The organism is Streptomyces sp. NBC_00525 (assembly GCF_036346595.1).
Taxonomy (GTDB): domain Bacteria; phylum Actinomycetota; class Actinomycetes; order Streptomycetales; family Streptomycetaceae; genus Streptomyces.
In genome coordinates this window covers 6,147,742-6,170,598 of record NZ_CP107834.1, presented here as the reverse complement: position 1 = coordinate 6,170,598, position 22,857 = coordinate 6,147,742, and the positions used below count along the sequence as shown (strand labels likewise).

At 70.9% G+C, this 22,857-nt stretch carries 22 protein-coding genes and 3 pseudogenes; 4 read left to right on the top strand and 21 right to left on the bottom strand.

What is annotated here, in order from left to right:
• Positions 1–108: 108 nt before the first annotated feature.
• Both OG710_RS27020 and OG710_RS27015 read left to right on the top strand, forming a co-directional pair.
• Positions 109–1,083 (top strand): acyl-ACP desaturase, encoded by a 975-nt coding sequence (locus OG710_RS27020; protein ID WP_330241654.1) that lies wholly within the window; start codon positions 109–111, stop codon positions 1,081–1,083.
• An 84-nt stretch (positions 1,084–1,167) separates the two neighbouring features.
• Positions 1,168–2,082: a chitosanase gene (locus tag OG710_RS27015; RefSeq protein WP_330242353.1), complete on the top strand. Its 915-nt coding sequence runs from the start codon at positions 1,168–1,170 to the stop codon at positions 2,080–2,082.
• Here the strand turns inward: OG710_RS27015 and OG710_RS27010 are convergent.
• The 7 genes and pseudogenes from OG710_RS27010 to ligD form a co-directional block, all read right to left on the bottom strand.
• Positions 1,995–2,294 (bottom strand): annotated as a pseudogene (locus OG710_RS27010) (GMC oxidoreductase); the annotation flags it as partial. The gene OG710_RS27015 and the pseudogene OG710_RS27010 sit on opposite strands and share 88 nt — an antisense overlap.
• A 124-nt stretch (positions 2,295–2,418) precedes the next feature.
• A pseudogene (locus OG710_RS27005) lies at positions 2,419–2,628 on the bottom strand (GMC family oxidoreductase N-terminal domain-containing protein); the annotation flags it as partial.
• A 97-nt stretch (positions 2,629–2,725) separates the two neighbouring features.
• A pseudogene (locus tag OG710_RS27000) lies at positions 2,726–2,842 on the bottom strand (FAD-binding protein); the annotation flags it as partial.
• Positions 2,843–2,937: 95 nt separating this feature from the next.
• A complete protein-coding gene (locus OG710_RS26995; protein ID WP_239225373.1) occupies positions 2,938–3,192 on the bottom strand; it encodes a WhiB family transcriptional regulator in 255 nt (84 codons plus the stop codon).
• A gap of 90 nt (positions 3,193–3,282) precedes the next feature.
• Positions 3,283–4,236 (bottom strand): multicopper oxidase domain-containing protein, encoded by a 954-nt coding sequence (locus OG710_RS26990; protein WP_330241651.1) that lies wholly within the window; start codon positions 4,234–4,236, stop codon positions 3,283–3,285.
• Positions 4,237–4,402: 166 nt separating this feature from the next.
• Positions 4,403–5,482, bottom strand: a complete 1,080-nt coding sequence (locus OG710_RS26985) for an ABC transporter permease (protein ID WP_330241650.1) — start codon at positions 5,480–5,482, stop codon at positions 4,403–4,405.
• Entirely contained in the window at positions 5,479–6,489 is a 1,011-nt protein-coding gene (gene ligD / locus OG710_RS26980; protein WP_111339269.1) for a non-homologous end-joining DNA ligase, read from the bottom strand. The genes OG710_RS26985 and ligD overlap by 4 nt, the downstream gene beginning before the upstream one ends.
• A 97-nt stretch (positions 6,490–6,586) precedes the next feature.
• Between ligD and OG710_RS26975 the strand changes: the two genes are divergently transcribed.
• The gene (locus OG710_RS26975; protein ID WP_330241649.1) at positions 6,587–7,651 is read left to right on the top strand and encodes an ATP-dependent DNA ligase; all 1,065 of its coding nucleotides are present in this window, start codon (positions 6,587–6,589) and stop codon (positions 7,649–7,651) included.
• A gap of 31 nt (positions 7,652–7,682) precedes the next feature.
• Here OG710_RS26975 and OG710_RS26970 read toward each other — a convergent pair whose 3' ends face one another.
• The 14 genes from OG710_RS26970 to OG710_RS26905 all read right to left on the bottom strand — a co-directional run bounded on the left by OG710_RS26970 (position 7,683) and on the right by OG710_RS26905 (position 21,077).
• Positions 7,683–8,897, bottom strand: coding sequence for a lytic transglycosylase domain-containing protein (locus OG710_RS26970; RefSeq protein WP_330241648.1), 1,215 nt, complete (start codon positions 8,895–8,897; stop codon positions 7,683–7,685).
• Positions 8,898–8,931: 34 nt separating this feature from the next.
• Complete coding sequence (locus tag OG710_RS26965) at positions 8,932–9,726, bottom strand: hypothetical protein (protein WP_330241647.1); 795 nt, start codon at positions 9,724–9,726, stop codon at positions 8,932–8,934.
• 36 nt (positions 9,727–9,762) lie between these two features.
• The gene (locus OG710_RS26960) at positions 9,763–10,293 is read right to left on the bottom strand and encodes a nuclear transport factor 2 family protein (protein WP_241990154.1); all 531 of its coding nucleotides are present in this window, start codon (positions 10,291–10,293) and stop codon (positions 9,763–9,765) included.
• Positions 10,294–10,368: 75 nt separating this feature from the next.
• Positions 10,369–10,968, bottom strand: a complete 600-nt coding sequence (locus OG710_RS26955) for a hypothetical protein (RefSeq protein ID WP_330241646.1) — start codon at positions 10,966–10,968, stop codon at positions 10,369–10,371.
• Entirely contained in the window at positions 10,965–11,486 is a 522-nt protein-coding gene (locus OG710_RS26950) for a hypothetical protein (protein WP_330241645.1), read from the bottom strand. Before OG710_RS26950 ends, OG710_RS26955 begins: the two co-directional genes overlap by 4 nt.
• Positions 11,483–12,745 (bottom strand): MCE family protein, encoded by a 1,263-nt coding sequence (locus OG710_RS26945; protein WP_330241644.1) that lies wholly within the window; start codon positions 12,743–12,745, stop codon positions 11,483–11,485. The genes OG710_RS26950 and OG710_RS26945 overlap by 4 nt, the downstream gene beginning before the upstream one ends.
• Positions 12,745–13,923 carry an MCE family protein gene (locus OG710_RS26940; RefSeq protein WP_330241643.1) on the bottom strand — a complete coding sequence of 393 codons (1,179 nt, stop codon included), beginning with the start codon at positions 13,921–13,923 and terminating at the stop codon, positions 12,745–12,747. Before OG710_RS26940 ends, OG710_RS26945 begins: the two co-directional genes overlap by 1 nt.
• Positions 13,920–15,077 carry an MCE family protein gene (locus tag OG710_RS26935; RefSeq protein ID WP_330241642.1) on the bottom strand — a complete coding sequence of 386 codons (1,158 nt, stop codon included), beginning with the start codon at positions 15,075–15,077 and terminating at the stop codon, positions 13,920–13,922. Before OG710_RS26935 ends, OG710_RS26940 begins: the two co-directional genes overlap by 4 nt.
• 1 nt (position 15,078) lies before the next feature.
• Entirely contained in the window at positions 15,079–16,098 is a 1,020-nt protein-coding gene (locus OG710_RS26930; RefSeq protein WP_330241641.1) for an MCE family protein, read from the bottom strand.
• Positions 16,095–17,126, bottom strand: coding sequence for an MCE family protein (locus OG710_RS26925; protein ID WP_330241640.1), 1,032 nt, complete (start codon positions 17,124–17,126; stop codon positions 16,095–16,097). Before OG710_RS26925 ends, OG710_RS26930 begins: the two co-directional genes overlap by 4 nt.
• Positions 17,123–18,424 (bottom strand): MCE family protein, encoded by a 1,302-nt coding sequence (locus tag OG710_RS26920; RefSeq protein WP_111339257.1) that lies wholly within the window; start codon positions 18,422–18,424, stop codon positions 17,123–17,125. The genes OG710_RS26925 and OG710_RS26920 overlap by 4 nt, the downstream gene beginning before the upstream one ends.
• Positions 18,424–19,227 (bottom strand): MlaE family ABC transporter permease, encoded by an 804-nt coding sequence (locus OG710_RS26915; RefSeq protein WP_330241639.1) that lies wholly within the window; start codon positions 19,225–19,227, stop codon positions 18,424–18,426. The genes OG710_RS26920 and OG710_RS26915 overlap by 1 nt, the downstream gene beginning before the upstream one ends.
• 3 nt (positions 19,228–19,230) lie before the next feature.
• Complete coding sequence (locus OG710_RS26910) at positions 19,231–20,085, bottom strand: MlaE family ABC transporter permease (protein ID WP_111339255.1); 855 nt, start codon at positions 20,083–20,085, stop codon at positions 19,231–19,233.
• Positions 20,082–21,077 carry an ABC transporter ATP-binding protein gene (locus tag OG710_RS26905; protein WP_111339254.1) on the bottom strand — a complete coding sequence of 332 codons (996 nt, stop codon included), beginning with the start codon at positions 21,075–21,077 and terminating at the stop codon, positions 20,082–20,084. The genes OG710_RS26910 and OG710_RS26905 overlap by 4 nt, the downstream gene beginning before the upstream one ends.
• Before the next feature lie 799 nt (positions 21,078–21,876).
• Between OG710_RS26905 and OG710_RS26900 the strand changes: the two genes are divergently transcribed.
• Positions 21,877–22,815, top strand: coding sequence for a hypothetical protein (locus OG710_RS26900; protein ID WP_330241638.1), 939 nt, complete (start codon positions 21,877–21,879; stop codon positions 22,813–22,815).
• The last annotated feature ends 42 nt before the right edge of the window (positions 22,816–22,857 follow it).

Here is a 22,857-nt window from a genome sequence, read left to right as displayed (position 1 = left end):
TGAGCGGCCGTCGCCCGTCCGGGCTTGGCTGCGGCCTTACCGCCGCTTTAACCTACGGTCTCGTAACCTACGAAGCCGTAGGTAGTTCTCCCGTCCCCAGGAGCCCCCGTGACGATCACCTCTCCCCACCTCGGCAGTTCACAGGCGTGGACCGATGCCCACCTCCTGTTCGCCTTGGAAGAGGTGGTCGAGAAGGAACTCAACCGGCACCTCAAGGTCGCCAAGGACTGGATGCCGCACGAGTACGTCCCGTTCTCGGACGGCCGCAACTTCCCCGGCGTCTTCGAGGACGGCGAGGCCTGGCAGGCCGACCAGTCCAAGGTCACCGACATCGGCAAGATCGCCCTCGTGGTCAACCTCCTCACCGAGGACAACCTCCCCAGCTACCACCACGAGATCGCCACCCTCTTCGGCCGTGACGGCGCCTGGGGCACCTGGGTGCACCGCTGGACCGCCGAGGAGGGCCGGCACGGCATCGTGATGCGCGACTACCTGCTCACCTCGCGCGCCGTCGACCCGGACAAGCTGGAGCAGTTCCGGATGGCCCACATGGCGGAGGGCTTCGAGTCCGACAACCGGCACTCGATGCTGCACTCCGTGGCGTACGTGGCGTTCCAGGAGCTGGCGACCCGCGTCTCGCACCGCAACACCGGACACCAGTCGGGCGACCCGGTCTGCGACCGCATGCTGGCGCGCATCGCCACCGACGAGAACCTGCACATGGTGTTCTACCGCAACCTCCTGGGCGCGGCCTTCGAGCTGGCCCCGGACCTGACGATGCAGTCCGTGCGGGACGTCGTCGTCAACTTCCGGATGCCGGGCCACGGCATGCCCGGCTTCGAGCGGGCCGCCGCGCAGATGGCGATCGGCGGCATCTACAACATGCGCATCCACCACGACGACGTCATCCAGCCGGTCCTGCGCTACCTCAAGGTGCTCGACATCGACGGCCTCGGCCCGGACGGGCTCAAGGCGCAGGAGGAGCTGGGCCTGTACATGCACGGGCTGGACACCGAGGCGGCGAAGTTCGACGAGAAGCTGGCCGCGCGCAAGGCGCGGATGGCCGCCCGCGCCCGGGCCTGACCGCACCGGGTGCGCGGTGGGGGGCGCCGCGGGGGCGCGCCCTCTCCGACCGGGCGGGGACCGTACCCTGGCCCGGTGAAACCTGTGACCCGCTTTGCTCTCATCGCCGCGCCGATAGCGATAGCCGTCTCGCTCGTCCTGAACAGCGGCGGCGAGGACACCGGGCTGCCCACGCACTCCCCCACGGCCGCCGCCCCGAAGGCGACCGGTCCGGTCAACCCGGACCCGTTCGCCGGGGCGGACGAGGCGGAGCGCGAGGAGATGAACGAGCGGGTCGCCGAGGCCCCGGCCGGGCTGGCCACGCCAAGGATGCGCGAGGTCGCCTGGAAGCTGCTGGCCAGCGCGGAGGGCTCCACGCTGGACTGGCGCACCCAGTACGGGGCGATCGAGGACAGCGGCGACGGCACCGGCTACGCCGCCGGCCTGGTCGGCTTCTGCTCCGGTACGCACGACATGCTGACGTTCGTCGAGGCGTTCACGCGGGACCACCCGGACAACCCGCTGGCCCCGTACCTGCCCGCCCTGCGCAAGGTGGATGGGACGGGGTCGCACGAGGGCCTCGACCCCGGGTACACGGCCGCGTGGAAGAAGGCGGCCGAGGACCCGGCGTTCCGCAAGGCGCAGGAGGAGGTCCGGGACAAGCAGTACTTCGAGCCCGCGGTACGGCTGGCGAAGCTGGACGGGCTGGGCGCGCTGGGCCAGTTCATCTACTTCGACGCCATGGTGCTCCAGGGCCCGGGGCACGAGGCGGACTCCTTCTACGGCATCCGCGAGGCGACGCTGGCCGAGGTGGACACGGTCGCCGAGGGCGGTGACGAGTCGGCGTACCTGGACATGTTCCTGGACAAGGCGCGGGCCGTGATGAAGTCGAAGAAGAACCAGCAGCACGACACCTCCCGCATTGACACCGCTCAGCGGGTCTTCCTGGAGGACGAGAACATGGACCTGGAGCTGCCGCTGACCTGGAAGATGTACGGCGAGACCTTCCACATCCCGTAGCCCGCCGGGCCCTGGTTGCGGGCGTCCTGCCGGATGAGTTCGGCCGCCTTCTCGGCGACGGCGACCGTGGGCGCGTGGGTGTGGCCGCGGGTGATGCGCGGCATGACCGAGGCGTCCACGACCCGCAGCCCCGTGACGCCGCGCACCCGGAGCGGGGGGTCGGTGACCGATCCGGGGTCCTCGCCCATCCGGCAGGTGCCCACCGGGTGGTAGAGCGAGGGACGCGGAGGCGAAGAGGCGCTCGGCGTGGCGTACGCCGTCCATCAAGGTGCGCAGATCCAGCAGCTGCGGGGAGCCGATGGCGCCGGCGCCGAGGATCACCTCGCGGCGGGCGGTGAGCGTGCCGGAGTCCGCCGTGCGCACGCCGGTGGCGCGGCTCCCGTCGAAGGTGAGGCCCCGGACTCGGGTGTGGGTGCGGAGGTCCAGGTTGGCGCGCCGGGCGGCCGGGCGCAGGTATCCGTCGGCCACGCTCCAGCGCCGCCCGCGCCGCTGGTTGACGGGGGTCATGGCGACCCCGCTGTGGTCGGGGGCGTTCAGCTCGTCCAGGAACGGCAGCCCGTCCTCGCGGCAGGCGGTGACGCAGTCGGCGGTCAGCGGGGACGGGCTGCGGGAAAGCGGCCGGAATGCGGATCTCCCGCTAGCGGTCCGGTCCGCCCGACTCGACCAGCGCGACCCGCACGGTGGGGTCCTCGGACAGCCGCGCGGCCGGCACGCAGCCGGCCGAACCCGCCCCGACGACGATGTAGTCGTACTCGCTCAACTCGGCTTCTCCTCCTGGCCGTCGCGGCCCCGCGACGCGCACGGGCCCGCGTGACGAAGTGCGGAAGGCCGCCGTCTCGCACGCCCGCGAGCGGCTCAGGCCGAGGTGCGCCCGACTCTGCGCAGCCGTTCCCGCTCCTTCTCGGACAGACCGCCCCAGACGCCGAAGCGCTCGTCGTTGTCGAGGGCGTACTCGAGGCATGCCTGCCGCCCCTCGCACGCGTTGCACAGCTGCTTGGCCTCACGGGTGGAGCTGCCCGGAGCCGGGAAGAAGAACTCGGGCCCCGCCTGGGCGCACAGGGCGGTCTCCTGCCAGGAGAAGGCGGGGTCGGTCGCGGTGTTGATCAGCATGGTTGCCACAGTGCACTGCCGCGATAAACGACCGATCAACGCCGCGTCAATGCCGCCTCGCCCACGCCCGTCGGCTGTTTTCGGCCGACGTCATCCGTCGTGGTGGCCGGGGACCGTGCCGTCCCGGTCGGCGACGAGCAGCAGCCCGCCCATGCCCCGGTCCGCGTGGCTCTGCACATGGCAGTGGTACATCCAGGCGCCGGGTCCCACGTGTTCGCCCGCGATGACCTGGAAGCCGAAGGAGTCCGCCGGTCCGACGATCTTGGTGTCCACGATCCGGGTCGGGTCGTCGGGTCCGGTGAGCATGCCCGTACGGTTGTCGGCCCAGCGGTGACCGTGCACATGGAACGTGTGGTACATGTCGCCGTGCGTGATCATGACGACCTCCAGTCGGTCGCCGAGCGTGACCTGGAAGTCGGGGCTCTCTCCCTTCGGGGTGTTGTTGATCGTCATGTCGTTGAAGACGATGGCGATCGTCCGGTCCGGCAGGACGTCGCCCCGGCGGCGGACGACCAGCGGCCCGTAGAGCCCCTTGCGGATGCCGCCGGTGCCGTGGTCGGAGCCCACGGCGTGGTCGTGGTAGTGCCAGTAGCCGGCACTGCCGGAGCGCCAGGTGCCGTCGCGGCGCGGGCCCGGCGCGTGGGTGCGCCAGACGTAGGTGCGGGTGCCGCCCGGTTCGACGGTGCTCCCGTTCATCCGGGTGCCGTCGCTGGCGGTGTCGTAGTCGACGCCGTGCGCGTGCAGCCCGGCCGGTACGTCGAGGGTGTTGACGAACTCGATGTGCAGGGTGTCGCCCTCGGTCAGCTCGATCAGCGGGCCCGGCACGGTCGCCCTGCCCTTCTCCAGGCCGTAGCCCAGCCGGCCGTCCGGCAGCTGCTCCACGTACATGCGGATGCGCCGGACCGCTCCCCCGGCGCCCACCGTGCGCGGGGGGCCCGGCCGCGCGGCGGCTTGCGCGGTGATCGGGGACAACGATGTCACCCCCGCTGCGGCGGCGACCCCGCCGCCGACCAGCATCCGCCGGCTGAAGGTTCTGCGGTCCATGTCGAACTCCCCACTGCTGACGGGTGCTGCCGGGAATGTGGCGACGGGCGGTGACGAGCCCGGAGAACGTGGCTGACCCACAGTAGGAACAAGGAGGCGGCGAGACCGCCAAGGCCGTGGGCGAGTCGCGAAATGCCGTGCGGTGGGGCGGCGGCCGTTCGGCGGATCAGGTGAGCGCGGCGGCGTGCTGCGGCATGTGCTCGCGGCCGCCGGGGTGCCGGTGGCGCCACACCCAGAAGACGGTGCCCGACACCAGGGCCCAGGCCGCCAGCACCAGATACGGGAAGAGGCGCTGATGGCCCTGGTAGTAGACGGCGGTGTGCTGAGCGTTGACGGAGGCGCCGGGCGGCAGCCAGCGGCCGATGTGTCCGAGCAGTGAGGGCAGCAGCGGCCAGGAGACGGCCCCGCCGGACGACGGGTTGCCCAGGAGCACCATCACGCCCCAGGTCGGCAGCATCGCCCAGCGGCCGATCAGGGTGTTGAACATGGTGAAGACCATGCCGGAGGTGAACATGGTGAACGCCAGGATCAGCCACGACTGCGCGAAGGGCAGATCGACCGCCCCCAGCAGCCAGTCCACGACGGCTGCGATGGCGAACGCGCCGAGCAGCGCGTACGCGACGGTGAACGCGATCCGCTCCAGCGGGATCAGTCCGCGCGCGTGCACGCTGAGCTGGATGGAGCCCACGAAGCCGACGATCACGGCGGCCAGCGAGATGTAGAACAGGGCGAGCCCGCGCGGGTCGCCCTTCTGGAGCGGTTTGACGTCCCGCACGGCGACCGGCAGGCCGAGCGTGTCCCCGACCTTCACCGCGGTCTCGGCGAGCAGTTGGGCGACGGCCGCCCCGGAGGCCGCGGCCACGTCCAGCGCGACCCCCCGCTCGCCGGAACGCACGATCGCGAAGACCTGCTGCTCCTCCAGCGCCTCGCGGGCCGCGGCGGGCGTCGGGAAGACGTGGATGACCAGTGAGGCGTCCAGCGCCCGGTCCATCCCGGCGACGAACTCCCTGCCGCGCGTGGTGTCCGGCTCGCTGACCACGGCGGTGGGGATACGGTGCGGGGTCGGGTTGGCCATGGCGTACGTGTAGGAACCGGCGAACAGTCCGGCGGCGGCCGACAGGATGAACAGCAGGACGGTCGCCGGGAAGTACGGCGACCGTTTGAACGCGGCCCACTTCTGGCCCCGGACGGGCGGGCGGCCGTGCGCGCCGTGCGGCTCGCCGGGCGCGGCGCCCGGACCGCTCACGCGTCGCCGTCCTTGTCGCGGCGTGCCCGACTCGGCTGCACGCGCTTGGGTTCGCCGGGCATCTTCGGGTACTCCGGCGGGTAGGGCAGGTCGCCGGGCCCGCCGTCGCGCGCGTGGCGGTCGGCGAGTTCGAGGAGGGAGTCCAGCCGGAACGCCTCCTCGTCCATGCCGGCGTGGACGTCGCCGTGTTCCGCGAAGCGGCGGGGCATGGTCCGGATGTCGAAGTCGCGGGGTTCGGCGTCGTCCAGCTCCTCCCAGCGCAGCGGGGCGGATACCGGGGCGTGCGGGAAGGGCCGTACGGAGTAGGCGGAGGCGATCGTGCGGTCGCGGGCGGTCTGGTTGTAGTCGACGAAGATCCGCTCGCCGCGCTCCTCCTTCCACCAGGCGGTGGTGACCCGGTCCGGCATCCGGCTCTCCAGCTCGCGCCCGACCGCGATGGCCGCGCGCCGGACCTCGGTGAACGTCCAGCGCGGCTCGATGGGCACGAAGACGTGGAGGCCGCGCCCGCCGGAGGTCTTGGGCCGGCCGCGCAGCCCGTGCTCGTCCAGGATGCCGCGCAGTTCGCGGGCGGCACGAACGGCGTCGGCGTAGCCGGTGCCGGGCTGCGGGTCCAGGTCGATGCGCAGTTCGTCGGGGTGGTCGGTGTCGCCGCCCCGGACGGGCCAGGGGTGGAAGGTGAGCGTGCCGAGGTTGGCGGCCCACAGGACGGCGGCCACCTCGGTGGGGCACATCTCGCGGGCGGACCGGCCGCTCGGGAAGGCGATCTCGGTGGTGGGAATCCAGTCGGGGAGGTTCTTGGGGGCGCGCTTCTGGTAGAAGAACTCGCCCTCCACACCGTCCACGAACCGCTGGAGGGTGGTGGGCCGGTTGCGCAGGGCGCGCAGGATGCCGGGGCCGACCGCGAGGAAGTACTCGGCGACGTCCCTCTTCGTGTAGCCCTTCTCCGGGAAGTAGACCTTGTCGGGGTTGGACAGCCGGACGGCCCGTCCGGCCGCGTCCAGCTCCACCGCTGTGCCCGCTGCTGCCATGTCGGCCACCGTAGGCCGGGCACACATATGCCGCATATCGGGAGACTCCGGTGGCCGTACGGTTCACACTCGGACCATGGACCTGCCGGTGATGCCGCCCGTGAAGCCGATGCTCGCCAAGTCGGTGAAGAAGATCCCGCCGGGTATGCAGTACGAAGCGAAGTGGGACGGCTTCCGGGCGATCGTGCACCGGGACGGTGACGAGGTGGTGATCGGCAGCCGGACCGGCAAGCCGCTCACCCGGTACTTTCCGGAGCTGGTGACCGCCGTCCGGGAGAATCTGCCGGAGCGGTGCGTGGTGGACGGCGAGATCGTCGTCGCGCACGGCGGGCGGCTGGACTTCGACCGGCTCAGCGAGCGCATCCACCCCGCCGATTCACGGGTGCGGCTGCTGGCGGAGCGGACCCCGGCCGCGCTGGTCGCCTTCGATCTGCTGGCGCTCGGTGACGAGTCGCTGCTCGCCACCCCGCAGGCGGACCGGCGCACGGCCCTGGAGGCGGCGCTCGCGCGGGCGTCCGCGCCGGTGTACACGGCCCCCTCGACGACCGATCCCGGCCGCGCCCGGGAGTGGTTCGAGCGGTACGAGGGGGCGGGTCTGGACGGGGTCGTGGCGAAGCCGCTGGACGCGCCGTACCGGCCGGACGTGCGGGCGATGTACAAGATCAAGCACGAGCGGACCGCCGACTGCGTGGTGGCCGGCTACCGCTTCCACAAGAGCGGCCCGGTGGTCGGCTCGCTGCTGCTCGGCCTGTACGACGCGGGCGGCGCGCTCCAGCACGTCGGGGTGTGCGCTGCCTTCCCGATGAAGCGCCGCGCGGAGCTCGTCACCGAGCTGGAGCCGCTGCTGACCGACGCCGGGAGCCATCCGTGGCACGCCTGGGCGCAGGCGGAGGCGCACGAGGGGGCCCGGCTGCCGGGTGCTCCGAGCCGCTGGTCGGGCAAGAAGGACATGTCCTGGGTGCCGCTGCGGCCGGAGCGGGTCTGCGAGGTGGCGTACGACCACATGGAGGGCGACCGGTTCCGGCACACGGCCCAGTGGCGCCGCTGGCGGCCGGACCGTACGCCGGAGAGCTGCACGTACGCGCAGTTGGAGGAGGTCGTGCGCTACGACCTCGCGGAGGTGCTGGCGGGCGGCGGCTGAGCGGGGTCGAACCGCCCGGCCGCCGCCCGGTTCAGTTCGCCGCGGGCGGCAGCGTGGGTGTGGTGCAGGGCTCCGCGGGGTCCGGCGAGGGGGTGGGCGAGCCGGTGGGCGTGGTGGTGTCGCCGACCTCCGGCGCCGGAGGGGTGGTCGTGCAGCCCGGTTCCGGTGCGGTCGTGGTGGGCTCCGGGTCCGGGGTTGTGGTGGGGTCCGGGGTCGCGGAGCCGGTGTCCGTGGGGTCGGGCGTGGGACTGGTGGTGCCGGTCGGGTCCGGGGAGCCGGAGGTGCCCGGTGTGGGGCTGGTGCCGGGCTCCGGGTCGGTGGTGCCGGGTGCGGTGGGGCGGGGGCTGGGCTGCGGGCCGACCTCGATGCCGCCGCCGCTGTCGTCGCCGGAGCCGCCCACGGGGCGCTCGGGCTCGTTCGGGCCGCCGGCGCCGGGGCTCCCGGGGACGACGCCCCGGCCGTCCGCGACCGGGTGGATGCCCTTGCGGTAGAACTCGTACCAGGAGAGCACCGTACGCAGATACGTCTCCGAGTGGTTGTAGCTGAGGATCGCCCGGTTCAGGTCGGAGGGGATCGACAGGTCGCGCGGTCCGGCGCACAGGTAGGCCCCGGCGGCGAGCGCGGCGTCGTACACGTTGTTGGGGTCGCGGCGTCCGTCGCCGTTGCCGTCGCGGCCCCAGCGCGCCCAGGTCGAGGGGATGAACTGCATCGGGCCGACCGCCCGGTCGTAGGTCTTGTCCCCGTCGTAGGCGCCGCCGTCGGTGTCGGTGATGCGGGCGAACCCGGCGCCGTCGAGGACCGGGCCCAGGATCGGCGACAGAGTGGTGCCGTGCTTGTCGACCCGGCCGCCGGCCGCGTGCCCGGACTCGACCTTGCCGATGGCGGCCAGTAACTGCCAGGGCAGCCGGCAGCCGGGGTCGCCGCGCCGCATCGTGGCCGCGGCCTCGCGGTAGGCGGCGAGCACGGTGGCGGGGATGCCCGCCTCGGCCCACGACTGCCGGGCGGCCGGGCTCTGCTTCTCGCCCTTCTTCGGCGGCTTCGGGCTTTTCAGCGGCGGGAGTTCGGTGTGGTACGAGTCGTCGTTGGGGACCTCGGACCAGGTGACGTCGTCCGTCTCCTGGCGGTGTTGCGGGGTCTCCTCGTGCGCGGCGAGCTGGGGTGCCTGGGACGCCGTGAGCGCGGCCATCGCGGCGACGGCCGCCGCCGTGCCGCCGAGTCCTCGGCGCATGCTGCCGTTGAACCTCATGCGTGCCCTCCTTGGTCGGGTCGCCTGCGGCGGGTCACCGGGTGAACGTGTCGATCGCGGATATCCGCCAGTCGCCGTCCTCGCGGACGGCGTCCACGCTGAACATGGCGGCGGCGTAGGTGGTCTCCTCGGACTTGCCGGTACGGGTGTTGCGCTGGTCGGCGAAGATCAGCAGCCGGGCGCGGTCGCCGTCGAGCATTTCCACGGCGCTGTGGGTGACGGTCGTGGTGAGCACGAGCTTCTGCTTCGGTGCCTGTGCCCGGACCTCGGCGAGCATGTCCTTGTGCTGCTGGACCGCCTTCCCGGTCAGATAGGTGGTCACCGCGGTGTCGGACTTGGCGGGTGAGGCGTAGTCGTACGAGAAGACGGCGCCGACCGCCTCGGTGATCCGGCCCTTGACCTCGCTGGTGCGGCTGATGTCGGTGAGCGCGGTGTTCTGCCGGGCGGGGTCGTCGCGCAGGCTCGCCGCCGAGGTGAACGACCAGGCGGCGAAGGAGCCGAGGAGCACGGTGAGGACGCAGAGGACGGCGGGCAGTCCGGGGCGCATCCGGGGCAGGCGCCGGACGGCCTTCTTCGTCTCCGGCGCGCCGCCCTCGTCGTCCGGGCCGGGTTCCGGGTCCGCGTCGTCCGCGTCGTCCGCGTTGTTCGCGGTGTCTGCGGTGTCTGCGGTGTCCGCGGCTTCCTCGGGGGCTCCCCCGGCCGGGGGTTCGTCCCGGTCGGGGCCGCCGCCGGGGCGCGGGCGGGGCGGGGCGGTGGTCGTGGTGCGTTCCGCGGCGGCGACGGTGGCCAGGCGGCGCCGGCGGTTGACCAGGTGGCGGGTGGTCGACATGGTCCGGGGGTTCCTCTCGGTACGGGGGCGGGGGTGTCAGCCGGCGGTGTTGCCGACGGGCGCCTGGCCGAGGGCGCTGAGCTTCCACCCGTCCGGCGTACGGGTCAGTTGACCGAGCATCCGGCTCTCCTTCACCGCGGGCTTGCCCTTCGGCGCGGTCACGGTCACCCGGAGCGCCACCATGACCCCGGCCTTCCCGGCCCGGTCGTCCAGTTCGGTGACCGCGCCGGCCAGCACCTTGGCGGTGCTGACGGTCTTCGCCTCCTGGATCTGCTTCACGAACCCGGCGCGCCCCTCCACGAGTTGCCGGTGCAGGTCCCCGGTGGTGGAGTCCTCCCAGCTGTCCAGGCCCTTCTCGACCTGCGCGTGGTCGAGCGTGTTCATGTTCTGCACGGCCTGCTCGCCCGCGGCCAGCACCTCGTCGCGGGTCTGGGCGTAGGCGGCCGAGCCGTCGTGCGCCGCCCGGTAGCGGGACACCCCGCCCCAGCCCGCGGCGACCGCCGCCGCGATCGTCAGCGCGATCGCCGCCGCCACCAGCGGATTCCTCGTCTTCGCTACCCGTGCCATCGCTGCCTCTCCCTGCCGGCGTTCCCGCCGCGCTGTGCTGTTCGTGCTGGGTGGTGCGGTGTCGTCATCGGCGGGCTACCGGGAGGTGATCTCCACGATCGTCCAGTGCCCTTCGCGCAGCCGGGCGGTGACGGAGAGCTGTGCGGCCGCCTTGCTCGCGGCCTTGCCCCTGCGTTCGTAGACCTGGTCCAGGAAGACGAGCAGATGGGCGCTGTCGGGCGTCAGCCGGGTCACCCCGGCGCGCACGACATGGGTGGTGAGGGTCAGTTCCTGGTCGGCCGACTGCTTCTCGACCTGGCCGAAGAGCGCCGCGTACTGCTGGAGCGCCTTGCCCGCGAGGAGCTTCTGGGCGGCCGCCTTGGTGGCGGCGGTGCCGTCCGGGCTGTACGAGAACACCTTGCCGAGCGCGTCGGTGACCTCGCCGGCGACCTGGGCGGTGGCCGCGCTGGCGGTGAGCGCCAGGTTGGAGGTGGCCGGGGTGTCCCGCAGCTGCCGCCCGGCCACGTACATCACGGCCCCGGCGGCGAGCAGCGCGACGGCGAGGACACCGGCGAGGACGCGCGGCCAACGGCGGGCGGGACGGGCGTCGGATGCCGTGGCGGCGTCGGTCTCCTCGATGTCCTTGACGTCCTCGATCTCACCGATCTCGTCGATGTCCTCGACGTCAGTGGTCATGCGCCGCCCCCTATGCCGAGCGCCGTGAGCGCCTTGATCTTCCAGCCGTCCCCGGTCCGGGCGAGCGTGGCCTCGAACCGTTTGCGTTCGGTGCCGGCCTTGCCGGTGCGGGGGGCGATCTCGATGTCGACGGTCGCGATCATCAGCGCGGTGCCGGTCCGGTCGTCCAGCTCCGTGAGCGCGGCGTCGGTGACCTTGCCGCGCGCGGTGGTGCCGGACTTCGCCAGGTCGGCGGCGTCCTTCTTACGGGTGCGCTTCAGCTGGTCGTGGAGCGGGCCGGTGGCGGAGTCCAGCCAGCCGGCCAGGTCCGCGTCCACGCTCGTCGCGTCCTTGCCGTCCATGGTGTTGAGCCTGGCGAGGGCACGGCGGCCGTCCGCCAGGGCGGCGTCCCGGCTCTTGGCGTAGGCCAGGTCGTCGTCGCCGCGCGCCCGTGCGTAGGACCAGCCGCCGAGCGCGCAGACGAGCGCCGCGATCAGCAGGACGGCCCAGCCGCCGAGGGTCCGGGTACGGGGGTTCACTCGCCGCCCTCCTGTCCGAGGCCCAGCAGTCCGGCCATGCCCCGGACCGCCGGTGTGCGGTCGGCCGCGGCACCGAGGGCGCCGGGCAGCCGCGCGTCCTTGGTGTCGCCGAGGTGCAGGGCGCCGGCCTTCGCCGGTTCGGGGAGCGGGCCGCCCTTGGGGGCGTTGGCGCTGCCCCGGACGTCGATGCCGGTGCCGGGCGAGGCGGCGCAGCGGGCCTTGGTGTTGAGCGCGGGGGCGGGTGAGAGGTCGAGGCCGTTGCGGTAGGTCGTGCCCTCGTAGCCGGCGGTGCAGGGCAGCGGCTCGAAGAAGGTGATCGACATGCCGAACCGGGCGCCGTCCTCGTCCACCGCGCTGGCCCCGGCCGCGACGACGGCGGGGAGTTTCACGAGGAGTTCCTCCAGGCCGCGCTGGCGGGTGACGGCGACGTCGGAGGTGGTGAGGAGGTTGGCGACGACGACGCCGAAGCTGGGTTCGACGTCGCGCAGCAGTCCGCTGATCTGGCTGGTGGCGTCGGGGGCGGCGGCGATGAGCTCGCGCAGGTCGGTGTCGGAGCTCTTGAGCTGGGCGGCGAGTTCCTTGGCGCCGGAGGCGAACCCCTTGAGGGCTTCGCCCTGTTCGACCTGGGTGCGCAGGACCGTCTTGCCGTCCTCCATCAGCCTGATGTTGACGGGCAGGGCCTCGTCGGCGGCCTGGACGAACTCGCTGCCGGTGTCCAGGAGGACCTGGAGGTCGTCGCCGCGTCCGCTGAACGCGGTGCCGAACTCGTCCACGACGGTGCGCAGCGATTCGGTGTCGACGGAGGAGGTGAGGTCGTTGACGCTGGTGAGGACGTCGGTGACGGGGGCCGGGACGGTGGTCGATGCCTGGTCGATGACGGAGCCGTTGGCGAGGTAGGGGCCCTCGGTGCGGGTGGGCCGCAGGTCCACGTACTGCTCGCCGACGGCGGAGAGGTTGGCCACGACCGCCTTGAGGTCGTCGGGGATGCGGGGGGCGGACTTCTTGATCCGCAGTTCCGCCTCGACGCCGTCGTCGGTGAGTTCGATGGGCCCGACCCGGCCCACCGAGACGCCCCGGTAGGTGACGTTGGAGTGGGTGAAGAGGCCTCCGGTGCGCGGGAGTTGCACCTTGACGGTGTAGTAGTCGCGCAGCCCGACGTAGTGGCCGAGGTCGGCGTAGCGGACGCCGAGGAAGCCGAGGACGAGCACGGAGATGATGAGGAAGGCGATGTTCTTGAGCCGGATGGCGAGGGTGATCATCAGTTGCTCCCCTTCGAGGCCGTGGGCCGGCTCGTCGTGGGCGCCGAGGTCGCGGGCAGGGGCAGCGGCAGTCCGGCGCCGGCGACCGCCTTCGCCGGCCCGGCCGTCCCGCTCTCGGGGTCGGGGGCGGGTTCGTAGGCGGGAATGATCTGGGTGCCGGGTTCGGCCGTCAGGTCCAGGTAGACGTTGAGGTAGTCGCCCTTCACCCCGCGCAGCACCTCGTCCGTGAACGGGTAGGTGAGCAGGACCTGGAGGGAGTCGGGCAGGTCGTTGCCGGAGTCGGCCAGGGCCCGCAGGGTGGGGGCGAGGGCCTTGAGGTCGGCGATGGTGTCCGCCTTGGTCCGGTTGATGGTGCCGACGGCGACGTCGGAGAGGGTGTCCAGGGAGCGGAGCATGGTCATGAGCGAGCCGCGCTGCTTCTCCAGGACCTTCATGCCGGGGCTGAGCCCGGTGAGGACGGTGCCGACCTGCTGCTTGCGGCCGGCGAGGGTGGCGGAGAGGCGGTTGACGCCGTCGAGGGCGGCGGTGATGTCGCCGCGGTGGTCGTCCAGGTTGGTGACGAGGGTGTCGACCCGGTGGAGCATCGACTTGACCTGGGGTTCCTGTCCGGCGAGTGCCTTGTTCAGCTCGGTGGTGATGGTCTTGAGCTGCTGGACGCCGCCGCCGTTGAGGAGCATGGACAGGGCGCCGAAGACCTCTTCGACCTCGGGGTTGCGGTTGGTGCGGGCGAGCGGGATGCGGTCGCCGTCGGAGAGGGTGCCCTTCTCCTTGCCCTTGGCGGGCGGGGTGAGCTGGATGTACTTCTCGCCGAGCAGGCTGGACTGCTCCAGATGGGCGTAGGCGTTGGCGGGCAGTTCGATCGCGCCGTTGACCTTCATGGTGACGCGGGCCCGCCAGCCGTCCGGGGCCAGCCCGATCCCGGTGACCCGGCCCACGGCGACGTCGTTGACCTTGACCGAGGACTGCGGGGCGAGGCTGAGCACATCCCCGAAGTCCGCGGTGATCTCGTACGGGTGGTCGCCGAGGTCGGCGCCGCCGGGCAGCGGCAGGTCCTCGATGCCGGAGAAGCCCGGTACTCCGCATCCGGTGACGAAGAGGGTGCAGCACAGGCCGAGGGCGACCAGTACGGTGCCGCTCGTGGTCCCGAGGGCCGCGGGTCTGCGTGGTCGGCGGTTCATCGGTTCGCCCCCTTCGCGTCCTTGGTGTCCTCGGCGCCCTTGCTGTTTTTGGTGTCCTCGGCGTTTCCGGTGTCCTCGGGGGTGCCGTAGACGGTGCCCACGGCGGGCAGCGGCAGCGCGGGCAGGGCCTGCTGCCGTGCGGTGTCCACCGGGGCCAGTCCCTGGAGGCTGAGGGCGGATTCCAGGAGCGGGCCGCCCATGCTCAGCTCGTTGAGGTTGGTCCGTCCGTTGAGGGTGCGGTGCTCGGGGTCGTACGCGTTCAGGACGTTGCCCGCCGACAGCGGCAGGACGTCCATCGACTCGGCGAGCGAGGCGCGCTGGTCCACGAGGGCCTGGGTGATCGGCACGAGGGCGTCCACGTTCTTCTTCAGCTCGCCCCGGTTGTCCTTGATGAAGGTCTTCACCTGGGCGAGGGCGGTGCCCAGTTCTCTGAGGGCGGCGCCGAGGTTCTTCTTGTCGTCGGCGAGGAATCCGGTGACGGAGTTCAGCTGGGTCTCGGCGGCCCGGACGTTGCCGTCGTTGTCCTTCAGCATGGTGGTGAAGGACTGCAGGTAGGACAGCGTGTCGAAGAGGTTGCCGCTGGACTTGTCCAGGGTCTTCGTCGCCTTGCCGAACTGCTCGATGGAGTCGCCGATGTCCTTGCCGTTGCCCTTGAGGTTCTTGGCCCCGGTGTCCAGGAGTCCGGCGAAGGCGCCCCGTGCGTTGGCCCCGTCCGGGCCGAGCGCGGTGGAGAGTTCGGTGATGGAGGCGTAGAGCTGGTCCACCTCGACCGGGACGGCGTTGTGGGCGGCGGGCAGCTGGGCGCCCTCCTTCATGACCGCTCCCCCGGTGTAGGCGGGGGCGAGCTGGACGTACCGGTCGGCGACCAGGCTGGGGGCGACGACGACGGCGTGCGCGTCCGCGGGGACCTGGACGCCCTCGTCGATGCGCAGGACGACCTTGACGTCCTTGCCGCGCGGCTCCACCGATTCGACCCGGCCGACGCGGACCCCGAGGATGCGCAGGTCGGACCCGGCGTAGACGCCGGTGACCTGGTCGAAGTAGGCGGTGACGGTGGTGCCGCCCCGCTCCTCCAGGGCCATGACCCCGGAGGTGGCGGCGACGGCCACGACGACGAGGCCGGCGCCGATGCCGATGACGCGGGTGAGTCTCATCTCAGTGCCCGCCTTCCTGCTTGGGAGGCATGCATCCGGTCGCGGGGGGTGTGTCGGCGGGCAGGTAGTTCCTCGGGACGACGCCGCAGACGTAGTTGTCGAACCAGCGGCCGTTGCCGAGGGTGTTGCCGACGAGCCGGTTGTAGCCGCCGGCGAGCGACAGGACCTTGTCGAGGCTCTTGCGGTTCTTCTTCAGCACCTCGGTGACCCGGCCGAGCGCCTTGAGGGTCGGTTTGAGCTGCTTGTTGTTGTCGGCGACGAGACCGCTGAGCTGGACGCCCAGGTCGCGGGTGCCGGTGAGCAGCAGATGGATGGAGTCGCGGCGGGCCTGGATCTCGCCGAGGAGGAGGTTGCCGTCCTCCAGGAGGGTTTCGAAGCCGCTCTTCTTGCCGGCGAGGGTCTTGGTGAGCCGCTTGCTGCCCTTGAGCAGGGTCGCCAGCTGGGCGTCGCGTTCGGAGACGGTCCTCGACAGCGCGGAGAGGCCCTTGGCGGCGTTCTTCACGGCGGGCGGGGAGTTCTCGAAGGTGGCGGAGATCGTCTCGAAGCTCTTGGCGAGCTGCTCGGTGTCGATCTCCCCGATGGTCTCGCCCAGTCCGTTGAACGCCTGGGTGACGTCGTACGGGGAGGTGGTGCGGGACGCGGTGATGCGCTCGCCGGGGTCCTGCGGGGCGTCGCCCAGCGGGTCGACGGCGAGGTACTTCTCGCCCAGGAGGGTCTTGATGGCGATGCCGACGGTGCTGGCGTTGCCGATCCAGGCGTCCTCGACCTTGAAGGAGACCTTCACCTTGGCGCCGTCCAGGGAGACGCCGGTGACCTTGCCGACCTTGACGCCGGCGATGCGGACCTCGTCGCCCTCGGAGAGTCCGGCGGACTCGGTGAAGTCGGCGCTGTAGGTGGTGCCGCCGCCGATGAAGGGGAGCGAGTCGGCCCGGTAGGCGCCGAATCCGACGAGGGCGAGCACCAGCAGTCCGACGATGCCGACGGCGACGGGGTTGCGGTGGCGCAGGGGTTTGATTCTCATGACTGGCACCTCGGCTGGGTGATCTCGATGCCGGTCGGCGGGGTGCTTCCGTCGCGGGTCGTGATGCCGCTGACCTTCGCCTCGCAGAGGTAGAGGTTGAGCCAGGAGCCGTACGACGTGAGACGGCCGATCGCCTCCATCTTGGCCGGGGTCTTCTCCAGGAAGTTCTCGATCTTCGGGGTGTTGTCGGCCAGGTTCCCGGAGAGCCTGCCGAGCTGCTTGATGTCCTCCTTGAGGGGTTTGCGGCCGTCCTCGAAGAGGTCGGCGGTGACCGTGGTGAGCGCGCCCATCGCGGTGACGGCCTCGCCGAGGGGTTTGCGGTCGCCCGCGAAGCCGGTGACGAGGGCCTGGAGGGTGTCGACCAGGTCGTTGAAGCCGTCCTCGCGGTCGTTGACGGTCTTCAGGACCGTGTTGAGGTTCTTGATCACCTCGCCGATCACCTTGTCCTTGGCGGCGACCGTGCCGGTCAGCGAGCCGACGTGCTGGAGGATGCTGTCGACGGTGCCGCCCTCGCCCTGGAGCACCTGGACGATGGAGCCGGCCAGTTCGTTGACGTCGGGCGGCGAGAGCCCTTCGAAGAGGGGCTGGAAGCCGTTGAAGAGCTGGGTGAGGTCGAGCGCGGGCGTGGTGCGCGACAGTGGGATGGTGGCGCCCGGCGCGAAGCTCTCCCCGACGGGTCCGGCGCCCTGGCCCAGGTCGATGTAGCGCTGGCCGACCATGTTGAGGTACTTGATGGACGCGGTCACGGAGGCCGGCAGCTTCTTGCCCTTGCGGACGTTGAAGCGGACCTCGGCGACCCGGCGGTCGGCGACCCGGATGGACTCTACCTGGCCGACCTTGACGCCGGCGACGCGGACGCTGTCCCCGACGATGAGGCCGGTCGCGTCGGTGAACCGGGCCTTGTACGAACGGGTCTCGCCGACCCCGGTGTTGGCGATGGACAGGGCCAGGACCGTGGTGGCCAGGCTCGTCACCACGATGAAGACGATCGATTTCGCGAGCGGTCCCGCGATGGAGCGGCGCTTCACTTGAGCTTCACCTCCACACCGCGGAAGGCCGGGCCGATGAGCACGCTGCTCCACTCGGGCAGGGCCTGCGGCCGGACTTTCAGTGAGGGAGCGACCAGTTCGTTGACGAGCCGGCTCTCCTGCGGGGAGTTGGGCATGCCGAGCGAGGGATCGGCGGCGGGGACCTCGACCGGGGTGGCGGTGTCCGGGTCGGCCGCGGCCCTTCGGGCGGTCAGGGCGTCGGCGGTGGGCACGGTGGTGCCGACGTACGGGATGGAGTAGCAGTGCGGTCCGCCGGTGGCGTTGTAGACCGGGGTGTCCTTGCCGGCGACGTACTTCCCCTTGGACGGCACGGTCTTGAGCGTGACGTGCAGTCCGGGTTCGTCGGTGCCCTTGCCGAGCGCCTTGTCCATCGCCGGGACGAAGTTGGCGACGGTGCGCAGGGTGCAGGGGAACTCGGAGGAGTACTTCGCGAGGGTCTCCAGGGTGGGCCTGCCGCTGGCGGCGAGCCGGATGAGGTTGTCCTTGTTGCGCCGGAGGAAGGAGGTGACGTCGCGGGCGGAGGCGGTGGTGGAGCCGTACACGTCGGCGAGGTTCTCCCGCTGTTCGGCGAGGGTGGTGCTGGTGGTGGTGAAGTCGGTGAGGGCGTCCAGGACGTCGGGGGCGGAGTCCGCGTAGAGCCTGCTCACCTTGACGAGTTCCTTGATGTCCTCGTTGAGCGTGGGGAGTTGGGGGTTGAACTTCTTCAGGTGGGCGTCGAGCGTGACGAGGGTGTCGCCGAGCTTCTCGCCCCGGCCCCGGAGCGCGGTGGAGACCGCGTTGAGGGTGGCGGACAGCTTCTCGGGTTTGACGGCGGTCAGCAGCGGCAGGACGTTGTCGAGGACCTGTTCCAGCTCGATGGCGTTGCTGGAGCGGTCCTGCGGGATGACGTCGCCGGCGCCGAGGGTCCGCGCGGAGGGCGAGGGGGGCGGTACGAGGGCGACGAACCGTTCGCCGAAGAGGGTGGTGGGCAGCATCTGGGCGGTGACGTCCGCCGGGATGCGGTCCAGTTTGTCCGGCTGGATGGCGAGGGTGAGCCGGGCCCCGTCGCCGTCGGCCGCGATGTCGCGTACCTGGCCGACGACGACGCCGCGCAGCTTCACGTCGGCGTTCTCGTGCATCTCGTTGCCCACGCTCGACGTGCGTACGGTGACGGTCGCGTCGTGGGTGAAGTCCTTCTCGTACACCGAGACCGAGACCCAGATGAGGACGGCGGGTACGAGGAAGAAGGCGACTCCGGCGGTTCTGCGGCCGGTGGCGCGGGCGGCGCGGGTAGTCATCAGCCGGCCACCTTCACCGTCGTCGTGGCGCCCCAGATCGCGAGCGAGAGGAAGAAGTCGGTCACGCTGATCAGCACGATCGCGTTCCGCACGGACCGGCCGACCGCGACGCCCACTCCGGCGGGTCCGCCGCTGGCGTGGAAGCCGTAGTAGCAGTGGGCGAGGATCACCATCACGCTGAAGATCAGCACCTTGAGCACCGACAGGAGGACGTCCGTCGGGGAGAGGAAGAGGTTGAAGTAGTGGTCGTACGTGCCCGCCGACTGGCCGTTGAACAGGACGGTGACGTAGCGGGAGGCGACGTACGAGGAGAGCAGCCCGATCGCGTAGAGCGGGATGATGGCGACGACGCCGGCGATGATGCGCGTGGTGACGAGGTAGGGCATGGAGCGCACGCCCATCGATTCGAGGCCGTCCACCTCCTCGTTGATGCGCATGGCGCCGAGCTGCGCGGTGAAGCCGGCGCCCACGGTGGCGGAGAGGGCCAGTCCGGCGACGAGCGGGGCGATCTCGCGGGTGTTGAAGTAGGCGGAGATGAATCCGGTGAAGGCGGCGGTGCCGATCTGGTTGAGGGCCGCGTACCCCTGGAGGCCGACGACGGTGCCGGTCGCCAGGGTCATCGCGATCATCACGCCGATGGTGCCGCCGACGACCCCGAGGCCGCCGCTGCCGAAGGCGACCTCGGCGAGGAGGCGCTGGACCTCCTTGAGGTAGCGGCGCAGGGTGCGGGGTATCCAGATCAGTGCCCGTACGTAGAAGGTGAGTTGATCACCGGATCTGTCGAGCCAGCCGAGCATTGACATGGGTCAGCTCCCCTTCGCGGGGACGATCTGCAGGTAGATCGCCGTGAGGACCATGTTCACGAAGAACAGCAGCATGAAGGTGATGACGACGGACTGGTTGACCGCGTCGCCCACCCCCTTCGGGCCGCCGCGCGGGTTGAGGCCGCGGTAGGCGGCGACGATTCCGGCGATGAAGCCGAAGATCAGCGCCTTGACCTCGCTGACGTAGAGGTCGGGCAGCTGGGCGAGGGCGGAGAAGCTGGAGAGGTAGGCGCCCGGTGTGCCGTGCTGCATGATCACGTTGAAGAAGTAGCCGCCGAGGGTGCCGACGACCGAGACGAGGCCGTTGAGCAGGACGGCGACCAGCATGGTGGCGAGTACGCGCGGGACGACCAGGCGCTGCACGGGCGAGACGCCCATGACCTCCATGGCGTCCAGTTCCTCGCGGATCTTGCGGGAGCCGAGGTCGGCGCAGATGGCGGAGCCGGCGGCCCCGGACACCAGCAGGGCCACGATGATCGGGCTGGCCTGCTGGATGACGGCGAGGACGCTGGCGCCGCCGGTGAAGGACTGGGCGCCGAGCTGCTGGGTGAGCGAGCCGACCTGGAGGGCGATGACCGCGCCGAACGGGATGGAGACGAGGGCGGCGGGCAGGATCGTGACGCTGGCGACGAACCAGAACTGCTCGATGAACTCGCGTACCTGGAAGGGCCGGCGGAAGGTCTCGCGGGTCACGGTCCCGGCCAGCGCGAACAGCCGGCCGGTCTCGCGCAGTGGGGCGGCGAGCCTGCTGGGGCGCGGGGCCTCGGGCGGCGCGGCCTGCTCCGGTGCGCGGTCCACCGGTTCGTCGGGGGGCCGTACGGGCATGGGGGCGGTCACCGGCGTCCACCGCCCGCGGCCGGGCTGTAGCTGTCCAGGATGGCGGTACGGGCCGCCTCCGGCAGTTCGCCCAGCATCGACATGACGCGTTCCCGGCGGCGCAGGGCACCCTGGCGCACCGGCAGGCCGGGCGAGGGCTCCAGTTGCGGGACGACGGTGCGCGGGGCGTTGGCCGAGCTGATGCCCTGGCCGTAGCCCTTGAGCTCCTCGGCGGCGAGGGTGGCCGCGTCCTTCTCCTCGGACATGCCGATGGGCCCCTCGCAGCGGCCGGCGAGGAACTGCGAGACGACGGGCAGTTCGCTGGTGAGCAGTACCTCGCGCGGCCCGAAGGTGACCAGGTTGCGGCGGAAGAGCATGCCCATGTTGTCCGGGACCGTGGAGGCGATGTCGAGGTTGTGGGTGACGATGAGCATCGTCGCGTCGATCTGGGCGTTCAGGTCGACGAGGAGCTGGGAGATGTACGCGGTGCGGACGGGGTCGAGGCCGGAGTCGGGCTCGTCGCAGAGGATGATCTGCGGGTCAAGGACGAGGGCGCGGGCGAGGCCGGCCCGTTTGCGCATACCGCCGGATATCTCGCCGGGGAGCTTGTTCTCGGCGCCCAGGAGGCCGACGACGTCGATGCGCTCCATGACGATGCGGCGGATCTCGGATTCCTTCTTGCGGGTGTGCTCCCGGAGCGGGAAGGCGATGTTGTCGAAAAGCGACATCGATCCGAAAAGGGCGCCGTCCTGGAACATGAGACCGAAGAGCTTCCGTGTCTCCATGATGTCCCGCTCGGACCCGTTCACCATGTCGACGCCATTGACGAGAACGCGTCCGTGTTCGGGTTTGAGGAGGCCGATGATGGATTTGAGGAAGACCGTCTTTCCCGTCCCGGACGGGCCGAGCATGACACTGACCTCGCCTGCGGGAAGCGTGAGCGACACATCCTGCCAGATGTTCTGCTTGCCGAATGACTTGGTGAGCCCTTCGACGACTACTTCGATTCCCATCCCACCTCCTGCATGCGCTCACGAAGTGACAGAAGTGCACCGAGGGGCGCACGTTAAGTTCACCGGCACCGCCAGGACAAGCCCTTGTACAGCCCATTCACAAAGATCCGGTCGGCTTGTCATCCGATGACAAATCCCGGTCCCGATCTTGTGAACTACTGCGCAGTGCCGTCCTCCGATGCAGGCCGGAACCCCGCGGGGCCGGGCTCTCTCCGGTGGGTGAGCAACCTCCGGACGCGCCGGAGGGGTTGCTGACGGAGGCGACGCTACGGGTGAGTAACCTGACCCGCAATACCAGGTCATCAAGTTTTCGCGCGAGAGTACAAAGCACTCCGTTCTTTCGCACCGATTGAGCAGGGCGGCCGGAAAAACTGTCTCCGGATGACAAGTTCGGCGCCCGGCCGGCCTTCGCGGGGGCGGTGGACCTGCGGCCGGGAGACGCTGGAGACCGGCTCGAATGCACAAGCGGCGGGCAGCATTCCGGATTCATCGCCCGCCGGCACCTCCGGCGGGTCCGCGGGACCTGCGCACGAAGTGACAAGAAGGCCGAATCCCGTACTCATCCCTGACGGAGATGACCGTCCCGCCCGCAGATTCTCATACAGCGGGATTGTGTCCCGGTGTTTCCCGCCAGTAACCTCACGGCTCGGTGAATGGGATTTCGTACCGGCACTGTCCGATGCCGTCCCGGCACCCGCTTTCCGCATTCCGTGCTCAATTCGCTGCGCACCGGGTATCTCTCCGGGCTCGCCCGGCCGCCTCGACGACGGCCGCCTCCCATCGGAAATAAGGGGAAGACATGAGAACTGGCTCGAACCGGGTACGTGTGGGGCTGCTGGCCTCCTTCACCGCGCTCGCCGCCGTCGCGTCGATCGGCACGGCCACGGCCGCCCCCACGACGCTGAACGGCAACTGGGCGCCCTTCAGCCGCTGCCCGGTGGACGACCCCGCCATGCTGGCGGTGGACGGGGCGACGGACACCGCCATCTGTGTGTCGTCCCACTCGGCGAGCGGCTCCATCAAGCTGGGCAACACCGAGGTGCCGGTCGGCGCCAGCGACCTCCAGGTCGGTGTGATCAACCACCCCGGCGGCACGTCCACCGTGATCTCCCCCAAGGGCGGCGCGCTCATCGCCGACTCCGCGAAGGTGCCGGGCGGTCTGCTCGGGCTGATGTGCCCGAACGACGTCCCGGTCATCACGGGCCTCTGCAACACCCTCACCGACGTCAACCTGAACCGGGTGACGGCGACCATCGAGTCGGTCAACAACCCGACCGGCTTCCAGCTCCTGGCGGGAACGACGACCGGCAAGCCGATCCTCACCCTTCCCGTCCGCATCCACCTGGAGAACCCGCTCCTCGGTGACAAGTGCTACATCGGCTCCTCCTCCGACCCGATCCTGCTCAAGCCGCAGAACCTGACGCAGCCGGCCGTCAGCAGCCAGAAGTTCGCCGGTGACGGCACCCCGGACACGGCCGGACCGCTCAACCGGCTCAGCCTCCTGGGCGCCACCCAGACCGACACCACGTACGCGGTCCCCGGCACCACCGGCTGCGGGCTGCTGGGCTCGCTCAACTGGGCGGTCAACCTGAAGACCGGCCTGCCCTCGGCCTCCGGCGACAACCATGTCACGCTGGACGACGCCCAGACGTACGTGGCGACGATGAACAGGCCGCGTGACACCGCGCCCGACGCGGGCAAGCTCCTGTCGCAGTACTGGCACTCGGCGGTGCGCTAGCCGTTCCCGTACCGTGAAGCCCGAAGGGGCCGCCTCCGAGGA